General features: G+C 73.1%; 14 protein-coding genes. 12 read left to right on the forward strand and 2 right to left on the reverse strand.

What is annotated here, in order from left to right:
- Positions 1-47: 47 nt before the first annotated feature.
- The 12 genes from SLV14N_RS15190 (at position 48) to SLV14N_RS15245 (ending at position 16,173) form a co-directional block, all read left to right on the forward strand.
- On the forward strand, positions 48-686 hold the full coding sequence (locus SLV14N_RS15190) for a hypothetical protein (protein ID WP_263269644.1): 639 nt from the start codon (positions 48-50) through the stop codon (positions 684-686).
- A 25-nt stretch (positions 687-711) separates the two neighbouring features.
- Positions 712-1,374: a hypothetical protein gene (locus SLV14N_RS15195; protein ID WP_263269645.1), complete on the forward strand. Its 663-nt coding sequence runs from the start codon at positions 712-714 to the stop codon at positions 1,372-1,374.
- Positions 1,375-1,377: 3 nt separating this feature from the next.
- Complete coding sequence (locus SLV14N_RS15200; RefSeq protein WP_263269647.1) at positions 1,378-1,758, forward strand: hypothetical protein; 381 nt, start codon at positions 1,378-1,380, stop codon at positions 1,756-1,758.
- Positions 1,751-2,890: a hypothetical protein gene (locus SLV14N_RS15205; RefSeq protein ID WP_263269649.1), complete on the forward strand. Its 1,140-nt coding sequence runs from the start codon at positions 1,751-1,753 to the stop codon at positions 2,888-2,890. The genes SLV14N_RS15200 and SLV14N_RS15205 overlap by 8 nt, the downstream gene beginning before the upstream one ends.
- A 30-nt stretch (positions 2,891-2,920) precedes the next feature.
- Positions 2,921-3,445 carry a phage baseplate assembly protein V gene (locus SLV14N_RS15210; protein WP_208681373.1) on the forward strand — a complete coding sequence of 175 codons (525 nt, stop codon included), beginning with the start codon at positions 2,921-2,923 and terminating at the stop codon, positions 3,443-3,445.
- Positions 3,446-3,461: 16 nt separating this feature from the next.
- Entirely contained in the window at positions 3,462-3,818 is a 357-nt protein-coding gene (locus SLV14N_RS15215) for a hypothetical protein (RefSeq protein WP_208681374.1), read from the forward strand.
- Positions 3,815-4,201, forward strand: coding sequence for a GPW/gp25 family protein (locus tag SLV14N_RS15220; RefSeq protein WP_208681375.1), 387 nt, complete (start codon positions 3,815-3,817; stop codon positions 4,199-4,201). The genes SLV14N_RS15215 and SLV14N_RS15220 overlap by 4 nt, the downstream gene beginning before the upstream one ends.
- Positions 4,198-7,431, forward strand: coding sequence for a putative baseplate assembly protein (locus tag SLV14N_RS15225; RefSeq protein ID WP_263269651.1), 3,234 nt, complete (start codon positions 4,198-4,200; stop codon positions 7,429-7,431). The genes SLV14N_RS15220 and SLV14N_RS15225 overlap by 4 nt, the downstream gene beginning before the upstream one ends.
- On the forward strand, positions 7,428-11,249 hold the full coding sequence (locus SLV14N_RS15230) for a putative baseplate assembly protein (RefSeq protein WP_263269652.1): 3,822 nt from the start codon (positions 7,428-7,430) through the stop codon (positions 11,247-11,249). Before SLV14N_RS15225 ends, SLV14N_RS15230 begins: the two co-directional genes overlap by 4 nt.
- Positions 11,246-13,450 carry a hypothetical protein gene (locus SLV14N_RS15235; protein ID WP_263269653.1) on the forward strand — a complete coding sequence of 735 codons (2,205 nt, stop codon included), beginning with the start codon at positions 11,246-11,248 and terminating at the stop codon, positions 13,448-13,450. The genes SLV14N_RS15230 and SLV14N_RS15235 overlap by 4 nt, the downstream gene beginning before the upstream one ends.
- Positions 13,451-13,633: 183 nt before the next feature.
- Positions 13,634-15,268, forward strand: a complete 1,635-nt coding sequence (locus tag SLV14N_RS15240; protein ID WP_263269654.1) for a DUF6519 domain-containing protein — start codon at positions 13,634-13,636, stop codon at positions 15,266-15,268.
- Positions 15,268-16,173 carry a peptidoglycan-binding protein gene (locus SLV14N_RS15245; protein ID WP_263269655.1) on the forward strand — a complete coding sequence of 302 codons (906 nt, stop codon included), beginning with the start codon at positions 15,268-15,270 and terminating at the stop codon, positions 16,171-16,173. The genes SLV14N_RS15240 and SLV14N_RS15245 overlap by 1 nt, the downstream gene beginning before the upstream one ends.
- A gap of 134 nt (positions 16,174-16,307) precedes the next feature.
- Here SLV14N_RS15245 and SLV14N_RS15250 read toward each other — a convergent pair whose 3' ends face one another.
- Both SLV14N_RS15250 and SLV14N_RS15255 read right to left on the reverse strand, forming a co-directional pair.
- Positions 16,308-17,768: a hypothetical protein gene (locus SLV14N_RS15250; RefSeq protein WP_263269657.1), complete on the reverse strand. Its 1,461-nt coding sequence runs from the start codon at positions 17,766-17,768 to the stop codon at positions 16,308-16,310.
- Between the two features lie 94 nt (positions 17,769-17,862).
- Positions 17,863-18,732, reverse strand: coding sequence for a hypothetical protein (locus SLV14N_RS15255; protein ID WP_263269659.1), 870 nt, complete (start codon positions 18,730-18,732; stop codon positions 17,863-17,865).
- Positions 18,733-18,777: the final 45 nt, after the last annotated feature.

Here is an 18,777-nt window from a genome sequence, read left to right on the forward strand (position 1 = left end):
CGGAGAACAGTTCCTTTATGCGAAGTCGCGGTGCACACTCGCCGCGCATGTCGTGCTGGACAGCCCCCGAGGACACCCTTGCGGCCATCATCGCCGAACTCCAGGAGCGCGGCACCCAGTTCTACCGCCTCTATGCCTTCACACCGGGTGAGTCCGATCCACCGGAGGAGTACGGGGCGCACCTGAGCCTCTTTCGCGAGGACGAGAAGACCCCGGCAGAAGGAACTCCCGCGCTGCTCACGTCAGAGGACGAGTCAGCGCAGTTGGCCAGTCCCCCGCTGCTGGACGTCCTGTCCCCCCTCACCCACGGCGTGGAGTGGCAGGAGAGGGAAAAGGGACCTCTCCGGGAACTCGCCCACGCACCTCATCTGCCCGATCCGGTCGCGCTCCCCGCCGCCTACGGCCTTGACCGGAGAAGTACCGGACTGTGGATGATCTCCCACGACGGCCGCATGGTGCTCACCGACAAGAATCTCGAATTCCTGAACACCCACGGAATGGCCTGGGTTGATGCTTACGAAGCGAACGGGGAGAGCTACCCCGTCTCCCCCATGCTGACCTATGGAGGACGGGTCCTCGAAGCCCTTTCCCGTAGCGGAGTTGAACTGCCGGATCAGCCGGTCTACTTGGTGAACTCCACGGCCTCGGACCGTGCGGAAAACGTCGGCAACGGACGTCAGCAATGACCTGTACGGGAAAGGAGAAGCGCATATGACCCGCTACGCCGACATACCCAAGCCCATCCGCTCCGGCCTTGTCATCGTCGACCCCGAGCGTGGCACGCCCCAGCGCATCATCGTCCTGCAGTTCAACCCGGACACACTGGAGCGGTCCGTCGCGCCCCAGGCCGCCGGTGGGGAAGGCGGTGGCGGCGGGGACAGCGCTGGCGACCGGAACGAGGCGCTTCGGCTCAAAGGGCCGGCACAGGAGTCGTGGAAGTTCACCGCGGAGATCGATGCCACCGATCAGCTGGATGTGGCGGCGCCGAACGGGATTCATCCGCAGTTGGCCGTGCTGGAAATGCTGGTGCAGCCCACTACCGCGCAGCTGCGTGCCGCCTCGCACCTCAGTAAGAAGGGGACCATTGAGATCAGTCCCATCGAGACGCCACTCACCCTCTTCACCTGGGGAAGCAAGCGGGTCATGCCGGTCCGGCTGACCGAGTTGTCCGTCAATGAGTCGGCGTTCGACGTCAATCTCAATCCGATCCGGGCCGCGCTCAGCATCGGGTTGAAGGTGCTGACGGTGAGCGATCTGCCGGCCGGGCACCGGGGTGCCGAGCTCTACCTCGCACATCTGGCGCAGAAGGAGCAGTTGGCGCGGGCCGCGCAGGGCGGCAGTTTTGCGCAATTGGGGCTCGGAAGGGGGATCTGAGGCGTGATCGAGCCGTATGAGCGGGCGTTGGACGAGGTGCCGGGGGCGCATCCCTATGCGCGGAGCAGCCGGTACAGCGCGGTGGAGATCGGGGTGTACCGGTGTCGTGACGGCACCGAAGTCCGCTATGCCAAACGGAGGTTGTTGCCCCGGCTCGATGATGCCGCCGAGGAGACGGCCACGCACACCGTGAGCAGCGGCGAGCGGGCCGACCAGCTGGGGCAGCGGTATTTCGGGAATTCCGGGCAGTGGTGGCAGATCGCCGATGCCAATCCCACGCTCGACCCACGGGAGTTGACGGATGAGCCCGGGGAGCGGATCGCCGTTCCGTTGCCGGGTGGGTTTCCGGGTGGCATGGGCGGGCCGGGTGTGCGGAATGGCTGATGAGCCCGTTGGACGCGGTCCGATCCATGTCTCGCTGTACATGGGACCGAAGCTGGTCAGGCCGGTTCCGGCCGAGGTGACCGAGGCCCTGCTGTCCGCGCAGATCACGAGTACGGCGGGTGAGCGGAGCGGATTTCAGCTCGCCCTCGATCTCACCAAGAAGGGCGCCCTCATCGAGCGGTTGCTGCCGGAGGGGTTCTTCGATCCGAAGACGCGGGTGATTCTGGCCGTGTCGGTCAAGGGGACCGCCTTTGTGCTGCTGGACGGCTTGATCGTCCGGCAGGAGGTGGGCGCCAGCAATCAGCCCGGCCGGACGACGCTCACCCTCACCGGAGAGGATCTGACGCTGCTGATGGATCTGGAGGAGCGGGCGGACCGCTATCCGAATCTGGCGCCCTCACAGCGGGTCGAGCGGATTCTGGCGAAGTACGCGGATTACGGGATCGATGCGCGGATCATCCGGGAGCAGATTCCACAGCCGCCGCGGGAGCAGGTGCGGGTCGATTACCAGGTCGGCACCGATCTGCAGTATGTGAACGAGCTGGCCCGTGCCAATGGGTACACCTTCTATCTAGACCCCGGTCCGGTGCCGGGGCGGTCGACCGCGTTCTGGGGGCCCGAGCAGCGGCTGGGGCAGCGGCAGCACGCGCTGAACGTGAATATGGATGTGCATTCGACCGTTGACCAGCTGACGTTCGCTTACGACGGGACGGCGCGGGAAGAACCGCAGGCGAGGGTGCAGGACCCGGTGACACGGAATGCCCCGCTGCTCGCTCCGCCCGATATCGGTCCGCTGCGCCCGCCCCTCGGACGGCGGGCCTCACCGGCCCTCAAGCGCAGAACGCTGACCGGAACGGCGAAGAAGGACGAGGCGATGGCGCGGGCGGAGGCGCTGGGGCGGGCGGCGACCTCGGCGGACGCCATTTCGGGCTCCGGCCGGCTCGATGTCAATCGACATGGATATGTGTTGCGGGCCCGGGAGTTGGTGGGAGTGCGCGGCGCCGGGGTGACCTATGACGGCGACTACTACGTGAAGAGTGTGACGACCAACCTGCGGCCGGGGTCGTACCAGCAGAACTTCACGCTCTCGCGTGAGGGGCTGATTGCGCGGAGCAGCACCGTTCGTCCGTGAATCCCGTCCGCAAGGAGAGAGAAACCGCTCATGGCTGGTGGACCGAACAACCGCTTTCTCGGCAAGTTCCGTGGCCGGGTGGTGGACAACAACGACCCGATGGGGACCGGGCGGCTGATCGTCCAGGTCCCGGATGTGCTCGGTGATGAGCCGTCCACATGGGCGCTGCCGTGTTTCCCGTTCACCGGGCCGGCGGCGGGACAGGTGGTCGTGCCGTCGGCCGGGGCGGGTGTGTGGGTGGAATTCGAGCAGGGCGATCCCAGCTATCCGATCTGGACGGGGTGCTGGTACGGGCAGCGTGAAGAACTGCCGGAGGACGCGCGGGTCCAGCCGCCCGATTCCCGGCCCGTGGTCATTCAGACGCCCAAGAAGCACAAGCTGGTGATGTCGGATGTTCCGGCCAACGGAATTGTGCTGCAAGCGCCGGGCGGCGCCTACGTGAAGATCGATGCGACGGGTGTCCATATCAATAACGGGCAGGGCGCGTCGATTTCTCTGGTTGGAAATCAAGTCGACATCAACGAGGGCCGGTTGACCGTGCCCAAGAAGCGCTGAAGGGAACGGGGGACAGATGGCGAGCGGGAATCTCGTCCACGGCGGGGCCGTGATCAGCTGCCCGCACGGAGGCCGCGTGTTATCCACCGCGGCCGCCGGGGCGGGCGCAGGGGTGCGGATCGACGGCGCGCCCGTGGCCACCACCGCGGACCTCTTCACGGTCAGCGGTTGTCCGCACTCCGTCGGCGGCCGGCCGCAGCCCTGTACGAGCGTCCGCTGGACGCCGGCCGCGGGCGAGGACACCGTACGGGCCGACGGGGTGCCGGTGCTGCTGGACACCACCGCGGCGATGTGTTTCAGCGCCGGGCCGGTGCCGCAGGGCCCGCCGGTCGTGGCGTCCGTCCAGCAGGGCCAGGGGGTGTCCAGCCGATGAAGGCGGTGCGGACGGTACGTACCGAGGTGGCCTTTCCGTTCCGGGTCGACCGGCGGGGGCGCACCGCGCATGCGGATCACGAGGCACATGTGCGGGATCTGATCGAGCAGTTGCTGTTCACCGGCCCCGGCGAGCGGGTGATGCGGCCGGACTTCGGGTGCGGGCTGCTGGATCTCGTCTTCACCCCGAACAGTCCGGAGCTGGCGTCCGCGGTGGAGCTGTCGGTCCAGGCCTCGCTGCAGCGCTGGCTGGGCGAGCTGATCGAGGTGGAGTCGCTGGACGTGGTGAGCGAGGACCAGGTCGTACGGGTGTATCTGCGCTATGTCGTGCGCTCCACCGCGAGCCGGCGTGACGACGTGTTCGAGGGGCGGGGCGAGGGATGACGGAACAGCGCGGCACGGCAGACGGGCCGGTGTGCCCCGCGGACGGGCGGCGCGGGCGGGTCAGGGCGGCGCGGCTCAACGGGATCGATGCGGTGGAGGCCGCCGATGACGGGGTGACGCTGACCGTCACCTTTCTCGGCAAGGCACCGCACGGGCTGTGCGCGGAGAACATCCGGATCGACGGCGGGCGGCGGATCACCGGTATCGGGGTACGGGAGATCTCCGTCGAGCGGGAGGAGGATCCCGAGCTCGACGACCGGCTGCTGGTCGTCCTCGACCGGACCGGGGACACCTCGCGCTACCAGCTGTCCGTCGTGGAGACGGATGCGTACGGGCGGCCCGGCAGCACCCCGTACGAGGGCTTCGACCAGCGGTACTTCCGCGCGGAGTTCTCCTTTCACCCCCACTGCCCCAGCCCCTTCGACTGTGTGGACGATCAGGCCGCGGACTGCCCGGAGACCCTCCGGCCCGCCCCGGTCACCGACTACACCGCGCGCGACTACGACACCCTGCGCCGGCTGGTCCTGGACCGGCTCCGGCTGACCACCCCCGACTGGGTGGAGCGCAACCCCGCCGATCTGGGGATGACGCTGGTCGAGCTGCTGGCGTACACCGCGGACCAGATCAGCTATCAGCAGGACGCGGTGGCCACCGAGGCGTATCTCGACACCGCCCGCCGCCGGGTGTCCGTCCGGCGGCATGTCCGGCTGATCGACTATCCGATGCACGACGGGTGCAGTGCACGGGCCTTGGTGACCGTGGAGCCGACCCGTGAACTCACCCTGCTCCCGGGCGAGTTCCGCTTCGCCGCCGTCGACATCAGGACGTACGGCCCGCGCGACCGGCCGGAGACCGGTACGGTCCTCGACGACCGGGATCTGGCCGTGCTCGACGAGCGCGGTGCGGTGGAGGTCTTCGAGCCGGTGGCCGAGGCGCCGCTCGTCGTGCGGCCCGAGCACACCGCGATCCGCCTGTGGACCTGGGCCGGGGAGGTGTGCGGACTGCCGAAGGGCGCGACCTCTGCGACGCTGCGGGACGCATGGACGGACGAGGCGTGCGAGCGCCGTGCGCTGCGGCTGTCCCCCGGCGATCTGCTGCTGTTCGAAGAGGTCAAGGGGCCGCGTACCGGCACCCCCGGCGACCAGGACCCGGCGCACCGGCAGCCGGTCCGGCTGACCTCGGTCACCCCGGCCGTCGACCAGCTCGACGACCAGCCGGTGCTGGAGGTCACCTGGGCTCCGGAGGACGCGCTGGCCTTCCCGCTGTGCCTGTCGACGCGCGGCGGCCGCGACTGTGCACCGGTCGAGGACGTGAGTGTGGCGCGCGGCAATGTCGTGCTGGTCGACCACGGGCGGTCGCTGACCTTCGGGGCCGGGGCGGAGAGCGCCCCGGAGACCGTGACCGTGCCGCCCGACCCCGCCGTGCCCGGTTCCTGCGATCCGCCCGCCTTCGGCTGCGGCGACCGCAAGGACAGCGGCAATGCCCCGGCCCGGCTCATCGACGCCCTGCTGGCGAAGACCGGTGGTCACGAGGCGCTGACCGCCGACGACCTCCGTGAGCTGTGCACGGTCGTCGGTGCGGAGGCGACCGGCCGGGCCGGGCTCGGTCTGGAGCCGGCCGGGCAGCGGCGGACGGGGGCACCGTCCGGCAGGGAGAAGGTCGCACCCGGCACCGTGCACGCGCAGGCCGAGGCGCTGCGTACGCTCCTCGCGCAGTCCGTCTACCCGGGCCTGGTGCCCCGGTTCCGGCCCGTGCTGCCGCGCTCCCCCGTCGCCCGGACCGTGCCCTACCCGCAGCCCGCGCAGGTGGCCGCGGGGCAGGCCGACCGGCTGGCGGGCCTACGGGAGCGGGTACGGGCGCGGCTGATGGAGCTGTGGCGCGGCGCCCGCGACCACGACGGGCTGTCGGAGCCGGAGATCGCCGAGCTCACGGTGCTCTTCGGCCTCAAGGTCCTGGAGCGGCTGGAGCTGCGGCGGCATCCCGTACGGGCGCTGCGGGAGCTGCTGCACCGCGGGGACCGGCTGCTGGCGGCCAAGCTGCGGCGCCTGGAGGTGCTGACCGCACGGGCCCGTGCGGGCACGGTGCTGGACGGGCGGATCGCCTGGGAGATCGCCCACAGCTGGGGCCCGGACCATGCGGTGGGGCTGCATCCGGACGAGCCGGTGCTGCACGGCCCGGCCGCCGCCCTGCTGCCCGACCCGCGCGCCGCGCTCCCCGCCGTACGCCTCCAGGACGGCGAGCACAGCTGGACCCCGCGCCGCGATCTGCTCGACAGCGGCCCCCGCGACCGGCACTTCGTCGGCGAGCTCGAAGATGGGGGTACCTCCCGCTCAAGCGGAGCCGAGAGTGGGGGACGGCGGATCGCGCTGCGCTTCGGTGACGGACGGTACGGCGCCCGCCCCGCCCCCGGCAGCCGCTGGGAACTCCATTACCGGCTGGGCGGCGGTACGGCGGGCAATGTCGGCGCCGAGGCCATCAACCACCTGGTACTGAGCCGGGATCCGGCGGCTTCGGACGCCGGGGAGCCGCTGCCGGTGGCGGGGGTGCGCAATCCGCTGCCCGCGGCCGGCGGGACCGGTCCTGAGCCGCTGGAGCAGGTGCGGCAGCTCGCACCGCTCGACCTCCGGCGGACCCGGCTGCGCGCCGTGACCGCGGCGGACTACGCGGAGCTGGCGGCCGCGGTCCCGGGCGTCGGCCGGGCAGCCGCCGAGATCCGCTGGACCGGCAGTGTGCAGGAGGCACATGTGGCCGTCGACGCGACGGGGACCGGCGAGCCGGGCCCGCCCCTGCTGGAGTCCGTCGCCCAGGCGCTGGAGCGCTACCGGCGGATCGGGCACGACCTGGTCGTCGGGCCGGCCCGGACGGTGCCGCTGGACGTCGCGATCGAGGTCTGTGCGGACCCGGGACATCAACACGGGCAGATCCTGGCCGAGTTGACCCGGGTCCTCGGCAACCGGCGGCTGTCCGGCGGGCGGCTGGGCTTCTTCCACCCGGACGCGCTGACGTTCGGGGAGCCGGTCCGGCTGAGCCGGCTGACCGCGGTGGCCGCGGCCGTACCGGGCGTGCGGAGCGTACGGGTGACCCGGCTGCAACGGCTGTTCCATCAGGACAACGGAGAACGGGAGGACGGTGTGCTGCGGCTCGGCCCGCTGGAGATCGCCGTGTGCGACAACGACCCGGAGCGGCCGGAGAACGGCCGGCTGGTCATCGAACTCGGAGGTGCCCGATGAGTACCTCCCGCTGTGGTTGCGGCTGCGGGGGCGGCAGCGACGAACGCCGCGCCCCGGACGCCCTCCACAACCCGCCGGGGCGTACGTCCCTGCACTACCGCGTCGGCGACTACGGCTCCTTCCTGGCCGCCATGCTCGACCGGCTCGCCTCCCCCGCCTATCCGGCGCTGCGCGGACTGACCGTCCGAAGTCCGGACGACCCGGCGATCGGGCTGCTGGACGCCTGGGCGGTGCTGGGTGACGTCCTGACCTTCCACAGCGAGCGGATCGCCGACGAGGGCTATCTGCGGACCGCCCACGAGCACCGGTCGCTGGCCCTGCTGGGGCGGCTGGTCGGGCACCGGCCACGGCCCGGGGTCGCGGCCGGCACCCACCTCGCGTACACCCTCGACCGTGACCCGCGGGCCGAGGACCTGCCGGTGGTCGTCCCGCGCGGGTCGCGCAGCCACAGCGTGCCCGGCGCCTCCGGCGAGGAGTCGCAGACCTTCGAGACGGACGAGGACCTCACCGCCCGCTGGGCGTGGAACGAGCTGAAGGTCCGCCGGCGCCGCCCGGCCCTGCTCGTCGCCGAGGACCTGGCCCGGCGCGCGGAGGTGTTCGTCGCCGGGACGTCCACCTCCCTGCAGACCGGGGACCAGCTGCTCTTCGACTTCGGCAGCACACGGCTGCTGCTGCCGGTGGCGAAGGTACGCCTCGACCGGGACGAGGACCTCACCGCGCTCGGGCTGCCGCAGTCCGCGCCGCCCACCCTCAGGGAGCTGGTCGACGAGCTGCGGCAGTGGATCACCGAACCGGCGGACGGCGGCGATCCGGACGACCCGGCGGAGGACCACCCCACCCCCGAGACCCCCAACCCGCGGCCCGTCAGCAAGCTGATCGAGACCTTCGACCGCCAGGTGCTGGCCCCGCTGCGCAAGGACCTGGACGGGGCGGCCGGCAAGACCCCGGCGGCGTTCGCCGAGCGGCTCACCGGACCGCATGAGCGGCTGGCCGAGGCGCAGGTGCTGGCCGCGCCGTACGAGGCGGTCACGGACTGGTTCGAGCAACTGACCGCCGTGGTCGGGGAACTGCGGGAGCGGGCGCTGGACCTGGCGCCCGCACGGGCCGTACCGCCGGAGCCGCTGTCCCTCGCGGCGGGCGGCGGCCCCTCCCCGGCCCTGCGGGCGCTCGACGCCGTCCTTCCCGCCCTCCGCACCGGGGTGGTGCGCCCGCCGTCCGGCGCCCGGACCTTCGGGCACGGTCCCGGACCGAGCCCGGCTCCGGGCTCGGACCTGACCGCGCGGCTGCTGGCCGCGCTCGATCCGCGGGTCGCCGAGGGGATGTACGCGGCATGGCGGCAGGCGGCACCGGCCGTGCCGTCCGCGCTGCGTGCGCTGCTGGCGATGCGGGTGACCGCCGCGCCCTTCGGGTCGACCGCCCCGCTCAAGCCCGTCCAGGACGACAAGGGCCGGGTCATCCGGCAGTCCGACTGGCCGCTCACCGGCGGGGTGCTGACCAGCATGCGGGTGGTGTTCGACACGGCCGGCAAGGTGCCGGTGAAGGCGGAGTTCCAGCACATCGAGACCGGCAGTTCGGTGCAGCGCACGGTGAATCTGCCGTCCGACGAGCCCTTCGACCTCGGCCCCGGCCGGATCGAGCTGTCCACCCGCACCGGCCCGGACCACGATCTGAGCTGGCTGGGCCGCCGCCCGTCGGACGCGCAGGAATCCGGGGTCACCGCCCGGCTGCTGTCCGGTCTGCCCGAGCGCACGCTGTCCGTGGCCCGCCCCGACGACGGGGGCCGGATCGCGGTCGCGGTGCGCAACGGCCGGACCGAGACCTGGCACCTCACACCGGGCGAGCAGCACCAGATCCGGCACGGCGAGTACGAGGTGACCGTACGCCGCACACCGGGCAGCGAACCGCCCGCCGTGGAGATCGGTATCGCGACGGTCCCGGAGGCCGCCAACCGCTCGGTGCTGCCGCTGGATTCGGTGCAGGACGGCATCGCGGTCGGCAGCTGGGTCGCCATCCGGCGGCCCCGCAAGGGCGCGGACGGGCCGGACGGCATCCCGGGCGACCCGAAGCTGGCGTTCGTCACGACCCGGGTGACCGCGGTCCGGACCGCCGCGTACACCCAGTTCGGCATCACCGGGCGCGGCACCGAACTGACCCTGGCCGACCCCTGGCTGGACGAGCACGATGTGCTGCTCTCCGCGATCCGCGACACGACCGTGTACGCGGGCGGCGAGCCGCTGCGCATGGCGGACGAGCCGCTGGGCGAGGACGTGCACGGCAACGAGCTGGAGTTGGCCGAGCTGTACGACGGTCTGCTGCCCGGCCGTCGCCTCGTCGTCTCCGGCGAACGCACCGACATCCCGGGGCCGGCCGGGCTCCGCGGTACCGAACTCGCCGTGATCGCCGCGGTCGAGCAGCGGCTGGACCCCGAACTGCCGGGCGACCACGTCCATACGGTGCTCACGCTCACCGCGGACCTGGCCCACCGCTACCGCCGGGACACCGTCCGCATCCAGGGCAATGTCGTGCCCGCCACGCACGGCGAGAGCCGGGACGAGCCGATCGGCAGCGGCGATGCCGCGCGCGCCCACCAGACCTTCGCGCTCTGGCAGTCACCGCTGACCTGGCTGCCGGACGACAGTCCCCTGGGCGCCGCCCCGCAGTTGGAGGTGCGGGTCGACGGCCTGCTGTGGCACCCGGTGGACAGTCTCGCCGGGCGGGGACCGCGGGAGCGGGTGTATGTGACGGGCACGGCGGACGACGGCCGGACGACGGTGACGTTCGGCGACGGGGTGCACGGCGCCCGGCTGCCGAGCGGCCACGACAACGTCCGGGCCCGCTACCGCTTCGGCACCGGGCGGGCGGCGAATGTCGCGGCGAACCGGATCACCCAGGCGGTATCCCGGCCGCTCGGGGTGACGGGGGTGACCAATCCGCAGCCCGCGAGCGGCGGTGCGGACGCGGACGGGCCGGGGCTGACCCGGCGCACCGTACCGCTGGCCGTCTCCGCGCTGGACCGGCTGGTCTCGCTCTCCGACTACGAGGACTTCGCCCGCTCCCGGGCCGGTATCGGCCGGGCGTCGGCCAGGGAACTGTTCGACGGGCGGCGGAAGGTGCTGCATGTGACGGTCGCGGGGGTGGACGACACCCCTCCCCCAGCCTTCGGCCGGGGGGACCCCCATCTCGCTTCGCTCGCACCGGACGCGGAGGTGCTGCGGGCGCTGCGGTCCTCGCTGGCCGAGTACGGCGATGCCCGGCTTCCGGTCCGGGTCGACGTCCGCGAGCCGGTCCTGCTGCTGCTGAGGGCGAAGGTGAAGGTGGCGCCCGATCACTCCTGGCCGCTGGTCGAGCCCCGGCTCCGGCGGGCGCTGTGGGCGCGGCTGGGCCCCGACGGGCGGGAGCTGGGGCAGCCCGCGCAGTTGTCGGAGGTGCTGGTGGCGGCCCACTCCGTGCCGGGTGTCGACCATGTGGACGTGGACGCCTTCACCGGCGTACCGGCATCCGTCACCCCGTCCGAACTCGCCGGGCCAGCCGGTCAGTTCGACGGTCCGCCGCGCTCCTCGGTGCCGTCCCGGCTCGCCACGTTCGACGAGCGGGTCCACGAGGTCACCGCGGACGGCGGGGAGACGCTGACCGCCATCGCCGCCCGCTACGGCATCACCCTGGCCGAACTCCTCCGCCTCAACCCCGACATCACCGACACCCTGCCGCTGCCGAAGGGCCGTGCGGTGTGCGTCTTCCGCGGCATCCGTCCCGCCCAGCTCGCCCTGCTCTCCCCGCAGGTCGCGGACGCCCTGATCCTCACGGAGGTGACCCGATGAGTACCACCCGAGAGCCGGACGGGCTCGCGGAGCTGCTCCCGCAGTGGCACCGGCTGCGCGACGCGGAGCACGGCGAGCCGTTGCGCGCGCTGCTGGCGGTGATCGCCGAGCAGGTGGACCGGGTACGCGACGGGGTCGCCCAGCAGTACGACGACTGGTTCGTCGAGACCGCCGCCCCATGGGTGCTGCCGTACCTCGGCGACCTGGTGGGCTACCGTCCGCTGCCCGGCTACGAGCGGGTCCTGGCGACCGGGCTGCGGGACGGTGGGCTGCCGGACTCCTCCCGGCGGCGGCTGGCGGAGGCGCTGGCGCCGCGCCGCGAGGTGGCGGCGACGGTCGGCAACCGGCGGCGCAAGGGCACCCTGCCGCTGCTGGAGGAGCTGTCGGAGTCGGTCGCGGGCTGGCCGGCCCGGGCGGTGGAGCTCTCCCGGCTGGTCGCCCATCACCAGCCGGTGAAGCTGTACGGGGCGGGCACCGGGGCCGACGGTGCGCGGCGGCGCGGGCGCGGCCGGATGGTGGACGTACGGGACGGCGCGGCGCTGGACCTGGCAGGCGGGCCGTTCGGGACGGTGGCCCGCACGGTGGACGTGCGACGGGCCGACTCGCCGCGCCGGCAGGGCGGTTACACCCCTGCCGGGGTCGGGCTGTTCGTCTGGCGGCTGAAGCCGTACTCGGTGACCCGGGCGCCCGCGTACTGCGTCGACCGGGCCCGCAACCTCTACACCTTCTCGATCCTCGGCAATGACACCCCACTGCTGACCCGCCCGGAACCGGAGCCGTCCGCGGCGCATATCGCCACCCTCGACAATGTGCCGGCCACGATCCGCCGGCGGCAGCTGCACGACCGGCTCGCGGACTACTACGGGCCCGGGAAGAGCCTGGTGATCCGCCGGGACGGCCAGGAGGCGCCCGTTCCGCTGTCCGACATCGTCGTCGCCGATCTGAGCGACTGGCGCTACCGGCCGAAGCGCGGGCAGATCGCCGTCGACCCGGAGCTGGGCCGGATGGCGTTCGGTGCGCGCTCGGCGCCGCGGCAGGGCGTATGGGTGGACTACCACTACGGGTTCGGGGACGACCTGGGCGGCGGCGAGTATCCGCGGGAGCGGGCCACCGCGCCGGATGCCACCGTCTATCAGGTCGGGCCGCACCGGCCGTACCAGCGGATCATGGACGCCTACGCCGCCTGGCAGCACGACCGGCGGGCCGGGCGCTGCGGCCCGGACGGCATCATCGAGATCACCCACAGCGGCGCCTACCAGGAGCAGCTGGACTTCGACCTGGACCCCGGCGACCGGCTGGAACTGCGCGCCGCCGAGGGCACCCGTCCCGTCATCCGGCTGCTCGACTGGTACAGCAACCGGCCGGACGCGCTCAACATCCGGGCGCGGGAAGGGAATTGCGCCCCGGGCGACCGGCCGCGGATGGTGCTGGACGGGCTGCTGGTCACCGGCCGCGGCCTCCATGTCAGCGGCCCGATGGGCTCTCTGGTGCTGCGGCACTGCACCCTGGTGCCGGGCTGGTCGCTGGAGCCGGAGTGCGCTCCGCACTCCCCCGAGGAGCCGAGCCTGGTGCTGGACCGGACGACCGCCTGCGTCGAGGTCGACCGCTGCATCCTGGGCACCATCGAGGTGATCGGCGACGAGGTGAGCACCGATCCGCTGGAGGTCCATCTGCGCGACAGCATCCTCGACGCCACCGGGCCCGCGCGCACGGCACTGTCCGCGCCGGACTGCCGGCATGCGCATGCGGTGCTGTCCGTGCACCGCAGCACGGTCATCGGCGAGGTGAACACGCATGCGGTGCGGCTCGCCGAGAACAGCATCTTCACCGGGCGGCTGCGGGTGGCCCGCCGTGGCATCGGCTGTCTGCGGTTCAGCTATGCCCCGCCGGGGTCGCGCACCCCCCGCCGTCACCGCTGCCAGCCGGACCTGGCGGGCCCCGGGGCCGCGGAGCGGGTACGGCCACAGCTGCGCGCCGAGCGCTACGGGACGCCGTGGTACGGGCAGTTGGCGGCGGGCTGGGATGGGGGTGCCCCTGGCCCGTCCAGGGCTGGGGGAGCGATCCGGCGCGGTGCGGAGGACGGCGCCGAGATGGGCGCGTACCACGATCTCTATCAACCGCAGCGCGAGGACAGTCTGCGGGCCCGGCTGGCGGAGTACACACCGGCGGGGAGCGACGCGGGGATCGTGTTCGTGACGTGAGCCCGCTGTTTCGTGACGTGAGCCCGCTGTCCGTTCGCGAGGCGAACCGCCGGCCGTCCCCCCGCGCCCCCGGCGTGCCGGGGGGACCGCCCGCGCCGCACCACCACCGGGGCCTGCCGCGCCGCTCCGGCCGTCCGAGCGACTCCGACCTTCCGCACATCCCGTCCGAGGGGGACCCCTTCCATGCACGCTGATCTCTCGCGCCTCACCCACCGGCCGGAGCGCCACTACTCCGCGGTCGTCGCCCAGCAGGGCCGGGTACAGCTGGACGCCGACGCCAATGAGCAGACCGCGATCCAGCTGTTCCAGGCCCGTACGCTCGCCGCCGACCTGATCGGCCCGCACGGCGGGCCGCGCGGCGCCACCGGCTTCCGGATCGCACTGCGCGGCGGCAGCCGTGAGCTGGACGACCTGGTCATCGGCGGCGGCCGCTACTACGTGGACGGCATCCTGTGCGACGCGACCCGCCCGCAGCCCGGGGTGCCGGTGCCCGCGCACGGCACGGCCGACACCGGCAAGGAAGGCAAGGAGGGCAAGGACGGCGGCGGCGACGGCGAGCCGGCCGCACCGCCACCGCCCGCCACCTGGACGTACTGGGACCAGCCGGACGGCTTCCGGGACCCGGAGCGGCCCGGCGACCGGCTGCCCACCGCCTTCCCGTATCTGGTCTATCTGAAGGTGTGGGAGCGGCTGGTGACCGCGGCGGAGGACCCGGCGCTGCGCGAGGTCGCGCTGGGCTCCGCGCTGCCGGACACCGCGGCCCGCGCGAAGGTGGTGTGGCAGGTACTGCCGCTGCCCGCCGCCGCGTTGGGGCTGGACACCGGCAACCCGACGGTCGACGAGGTCCGCGCCGCGTTCGCACGCTGGGCGGAGCAGGCGGCCACCCCCGGCTCCCGTCTCGCGGCCCGCGGTGAACACCCCGGCCCCGCGGACGACGAGCCCTGCCTGGTCGCCCCGGACGCCCGCTACCGGGGCCCGGAGAACCAGCTCTACCGGGTCGAGGTGCACGACGGGGGCAGCGCGAAGGACGCCACCTTCAAATGGTCCCGGGAGAACGGCTCGGTCACCTTCCCGGTCGACGGACTCGACGGCACCTGGGTGGAGTTGGCGACCCTGGGCAGCGACGACACGCTGGATCTGGACGTCGGCGACCTGGTCGAGTTCGTGGACACCGGGTACACGAGCCGGGGCGAGGCGGAGCCGCTGCTGCGGGTGGAGGAGGTCGATCTGCCGGGCCGCCGGGTGCGGCTCTCGGACGAACCGGCGCCGGGCGTCGGACGGCGGCCGGAGCTGCATCCGTTCCTGCGCCGCTGGGACCACCACGAAAGCAGCCGGCGGACGAGCGGGCGCGGTGCCCGGGACGGCCGGCTCCGGCACGGCGCACTGCCGGTCGAGGAGGGTGGCTGGCTGCCCCTGGAGGACGGCGTCGAGGTCTGGTTCGCGCCTGGCGGCAGCTACCGCACCGGCGACTTCTGGCTGATCCCGGCCCGTACGGCCACCGGTGGAGTGGAGTGGCCGACGGACCCGGCACGCCGGCCGCTGCTGCAGTACCCGTCCGGAATCGCGGTGCACTTCGCACCGCTGGCCTGGATCGCCGGCGAGCAGACCGAACCCGATCTGCGGCTGGCCTTCCGCCCGCTGGCCGCGAGCATTCCGGCCGCGGACGATGCGGCGCTGGCCGCCGAGGAGGAGGCTCGGGCGGCGGAGTCGGATGACCCGTCCTACGGCTCGCCGTACGACGCTTCGGGCCCGGCACCGAGCAGGTCGCAGACCACCGCCGCGGCAGAAGCCGCGGTCGACGAGGAAGGAACCGCCTGATGGCCACCCCATTGACCGCGAGCCGGCTGCTCAAGGCGCTGCGCGACGAGGGCCTGGTGGTCCACGAGGTCCGCAGCTGGCGCACGCACAACCGGAACGCGAAGGGCCCGTGGGGCCCGATGCACGGTGTGATGATCCACCACACCGCCACCGAGGGCACCGGCAGCTCGGTGGACCTGTGTTACGACGGGCGCTCCGATCTGCCGGGGCCGCTGTGTCATGGCGTGATCGACAAGAAGGGCGAGGTCCATCTCGTCGGCAACGGCCGCGCCAATCACGCCGGGCTCGGCGACCGTGACGTCCTGCGGGCGGTGATCAACGAGGACGCGGAGCTGCCGAAGGACAACGCCGCGGACACCGACGGCAACCGTCACTTCTACGGCTTCGAATGCATCAACGCCGGGGACGGCAAGGACCCGTGGCCCGAGGAGCAGCGGATCGCCATCGAGAAGGTGTCGGCCGCGATCTGCCGGGCGCACCGCTGGAGCGAACGCTCGGTGATCGGCCACAAGGAGTGGCAGCCCGGGAAGGTCGATCCACGCGGCATCGTGATGGGCGACCTGCGGGGCCGGATCAAGAAGCGGCTGGCGAAGGCGGCGGAGGGCGCGCCGGACGCGGACGGCTCGGGGCAGGTGCCGCCGAAACCGCAGCATCCGCCGTACGAGCCGTTCCCCGGACGGGACTTCTTCCGGTCGGGAGCCCGCAGTCCGGTGATCACGGCGATGGGCGAACGGCTGGTGGCCGAGGGCTGCAGCCACTACGAGGACGGCCCCGGTCCGGAGTGGACCGAGGCGGACCGCACGTCGTACGCGGCCTGGCAGCGCAAGCTCGGCTTCCGTGGCAAGGATGCGGACGGGGTGCCGGGGCGGGTCAGCTGGGAACGGCTGCACGTACCCAACTCGTAGCGAATGACGGCTTGTTGGCTCTGAATACACCAAGGCCGGGCGGCCCTCCCCCACAGAGGTCCGCCCGGCTGTTCTTGGGTGTTCCGGCATCGGCCGCCGCCGCGGCCGAGGAGCCGGTGGTGTCAGCCTGAGACTCAGACGGCCTGGACCGGGAGGGCCGGGAGGGCCGGCAGCGCCGGGATGTTGGCGGCGTTGGTCAGGTCGGCCAGGTCAGCGGGCACGGCCGGAACGGCAACGGCGTCGGTCGGGTTGGCCGGGACGGCGGGGACGGACGGAACGGCAGGAACGGCCGGGAGGGCAACGGCGTCGGTGACGTTGGCCGGGACGGCGGGCACGGACGGGACGGCCGGGACGGCGTCGGTCACGTTGGCCGGGACCGCGGGCACGGCCGGGACGGCAGGCACGGCCGGGACGGCGTCCGTCACGTTGGCCGGAACGGCGGGCACGGACGGGACGGACGGAACGGCGGGGACAGCCGGCACAGCCGGGACCGCGGGCACGGACTTCACCGGGGCCAGGCCCTGCACACCGGTGGCGGCCTGGCCGGCGGTGCCCTGCGCGTCGGTCACGACCACGGTGGCCAGACCCTGCGCGAACGGGGTGGCGTCGGTGGCCGCGCCCTGGGCGAACGCCACCGCGTCGGTCGCCTTGCCCTGCGCGAACGGCACTGCCTTGGCGGCCGCACCCTGTGCGAACGGCACCGCGTCGGTGGCCACGCCCTGGGCGAACGGCACCGCGTCGGCCGCGGCACCCTGCACGAACAGCTGCGCCTGGCCGCCGACGACGGTCACGAACGGGGTCGCCTGGCCGGCCGCGTCACCGGCGAGCTGACCGGCACCGCCGACCGCACCCTGGGCGACCGGCACGACCTTGATGACGACCCGGCGGGCGACGGGCGGCAGCGCGTCGGCGGCGGTCTGGTCGACGACCGGACGCGCGGTGGCCAGCGCACCCTGGGCCTGCTTCGTCAGCTGCTCAGGACGGATGCCCGCACCGGCGAGACCGGCCAGCAGGTTGTCGGCCGAGCCGGGGGCCTTGGGCAGCGCGGGCGCCTTGGGCAGCGCCGGGGTGCCGGGCAGGGACGGGACGCCCGGGGTGGCGGGCAGCTTCGGAACGGCGGGCAGCGTGCCGTCCGTCAGGCGGCCGGCCTGGCCGAGGTCGGCGCCCTTGGCGGCGTTCTTGACGGTCTTGAGGGCCTTCTTGGCCTGCTTCAGGCCGGCGGCCTTCCGCACCTCACCGGTGTCCGGCAGACCGGCACCGTTGGCCCGCTCCTGCACGCCGGCGAGCGCACCGGTCACGTCGCCGGTCTGCGGCAGCTTGCCGGTGGGCAGGTCCGGGGCCGACACGTCGCCGAGGGCGCCGGTGGCCTTGCCCGCCACCTCGCCGACCGTCTTCTCAGCGGTCCCGGCGGTCTTCTTCGCGGTGCCGGCCACGTCGCCGGTGGGCAGCTGGCGGGCGGTGTCGGTGACCGTGCCGGTGGCCGGGAGGTCCGTACCGACGGGCAGCTCGGCGGCGTTGGCGGCGACGGAGCCCAGGGCCCACAGACCGGTGGTGGCAGCGGCAACGACGATGGAACGGCGGATGGTGGAGCGCATGGTGGTGAAGTCCTTCGAATTCGGAGGGGTTTGACGGGCAGACCTGTCCCGCCCCCGCGCGGCAGGTCCAGTTACAGACGCGGAGCGGTCTGCCCTAGCCCGGGAATTCGAGGATTTCTTCGGCACGCCGACGCGTCGGAGCGCCATCGGCCGTGCGGACGCCACCGGGCAGCAGCCGGAAGCGTGTGGGGTCCGCCGTGACGGCGGCGTGCTGGTCCCCGCCACGGGGGCCGTGGCCGTCCCCGGCGGTGTGCGGGGCGGGTGCGACCGGGCCCTGCGGGTGCCCCGGAAGGCCGTCGTGGCCCGGGTCCCGCTGCTCGTGGGCGGTGGCTGAGGGACCCTTGGAGACCGGCTTGCGCAGGTCGTCGAGGGACTGAACCGTGTCGGCGGCGGCAGTGCCGTCGGCCGAGCCAGCGGTCCGCGAACCGGCCGGCCGGTCCTCGCCCGGAGTCCGGCCGTGCTGGTCCGTGCCACCGTCGCCGGGGTGTTCGCCGTGCTCACCGGGCGGGAGGTGGACGGGCAGCGCGGCACCGGCCGACTCCCCGATCTCCCGTACGACGCGGCTCACCGGCTCGGTGATGCGGCCGGTGACCGGTGTGGTCCGCTCGGCGGCGGGCCGTACGGCCTCGGCCACCGCGTCGGACGCGGCGTGGGTGCGCTCGGCGACCTTCGCGCCGGAGGCCTCACCGCGCTGTGTGACCGCGGATCCGGAGCCGGAGATCCGGCTTGCCCCGTCCCGGGTGGCGGCCCGGTCCGGGGTGGACACCTCGGCCGCGGGGCGCGCCGGGGCCGAGGCCCCGGGCAGGTCCACGTTCCGCGTGCGGTCGTCGGCATGGGCGCCGGGACCGAAGGCGAAGCCGAGGGCGACGAAGCCCACCAGGAAGAGCCCGGCCAGCAGTGCACGCCGCGCGGCCACCGTGCGCGGCAGGCGCACGGCGGCAGGCAGGACGAACACAGCAGACAAGGGGGGACCTTCCCATACGGACGGGGACACCCCAGGAACCGGTCC

The organism is Streptomyces sp. Je 1-4 4N24, assembly GCF_026239515.1.
Lineage (GTDB): Bacteria > Actinomycetota > Actinomycetes > Streptomycetales > Streptomycetaceae > Streptomyces > Streptomyces nigrescens.

Coding starts and splice junctions, on each gene's coding strand:
- SLV14N_RS15205 (WP_263269649.1), top strand. CDS start 1,751: ATGGCTGATGAGCCCGTTGGACGCGGTCCGATCCATGTCTCGCTGTAC.
- SLV14N_RS15190 (WP_263269644.1), top strand. CDS start 48: ATGTCGTGCTGGACAGCCCCCGAGGACACCCTTGCGGCCATCATCGCC.
- SLV14N_RS15195 (WP_263269645.1), top strand. CDS start 712: ATGACCCGCTACGCCGACATACCCAAGCCCATCCGCTCCGGCCTTGTC.
- SLV14N_RS15245 (WP_263269655.1), top strand. CDS start 15,268: ATGGCCACCCCATTGACCGCGAGCCGGCTGCTCAAGGCGCTGCGCGAC.
- SLV14N_RS15235 (WP_263269653.1), top strand. CDS start 11,246: ATGAGTACCACCCGAGAGCCGGACGGGCTCGCGGAGCTGCTCCCGCAG.
- SLV14N_RS15220 (WP_208681375.1), top strand. CDS start 3,815: ATGAAGGCGGTGCGGACGGTACGTACCGAGGTGGCCTTTCCGTTCCGG.
- SLV14N_RS15210 (WP_208681373.1), top strand. CDS start 2,921: ATGGCTGGTGGACCGAACAACCGCTTTCTCGGCAAGTTCCGTGGCCGG.
- SLV14N_RS15230 (WP_263269652.1), top strand. CDS start 7,428: ATGAGTACCTCCCGCTGTGGTTGCGGCTGCGGGGGCGGCAGCGACGAA.
- SLV14N_RS15250 (WP_263269657.1), bottom strand. CDS start 17,768: ATGCGCTCCACCATCCGCCGTTCCATCGTCGTTGCCGCTGCCACCACC.
- SLV14N_RS15240 (WP_263269654.1), top strand. CDS start 13,634: ATGCACGCTGATCTCTCGCGCCTCACCCACCGGCCGGAGCGCCACTAC.
- SLV14N_RS15215 (WP_208681374.1), top strand. CDS start 3,462: ATGGCGAGCGGGAATCTCGTCCACGGCGGGGCCGTGATCAGCTGCCCG.
- SLV14N_RS15225 (WP_263269651.1), top strand. CDS start 4,198: ATGACGGAACAGCGCGGCACGGCAGACGGGCCGGTGTGCCCCGCGGAC.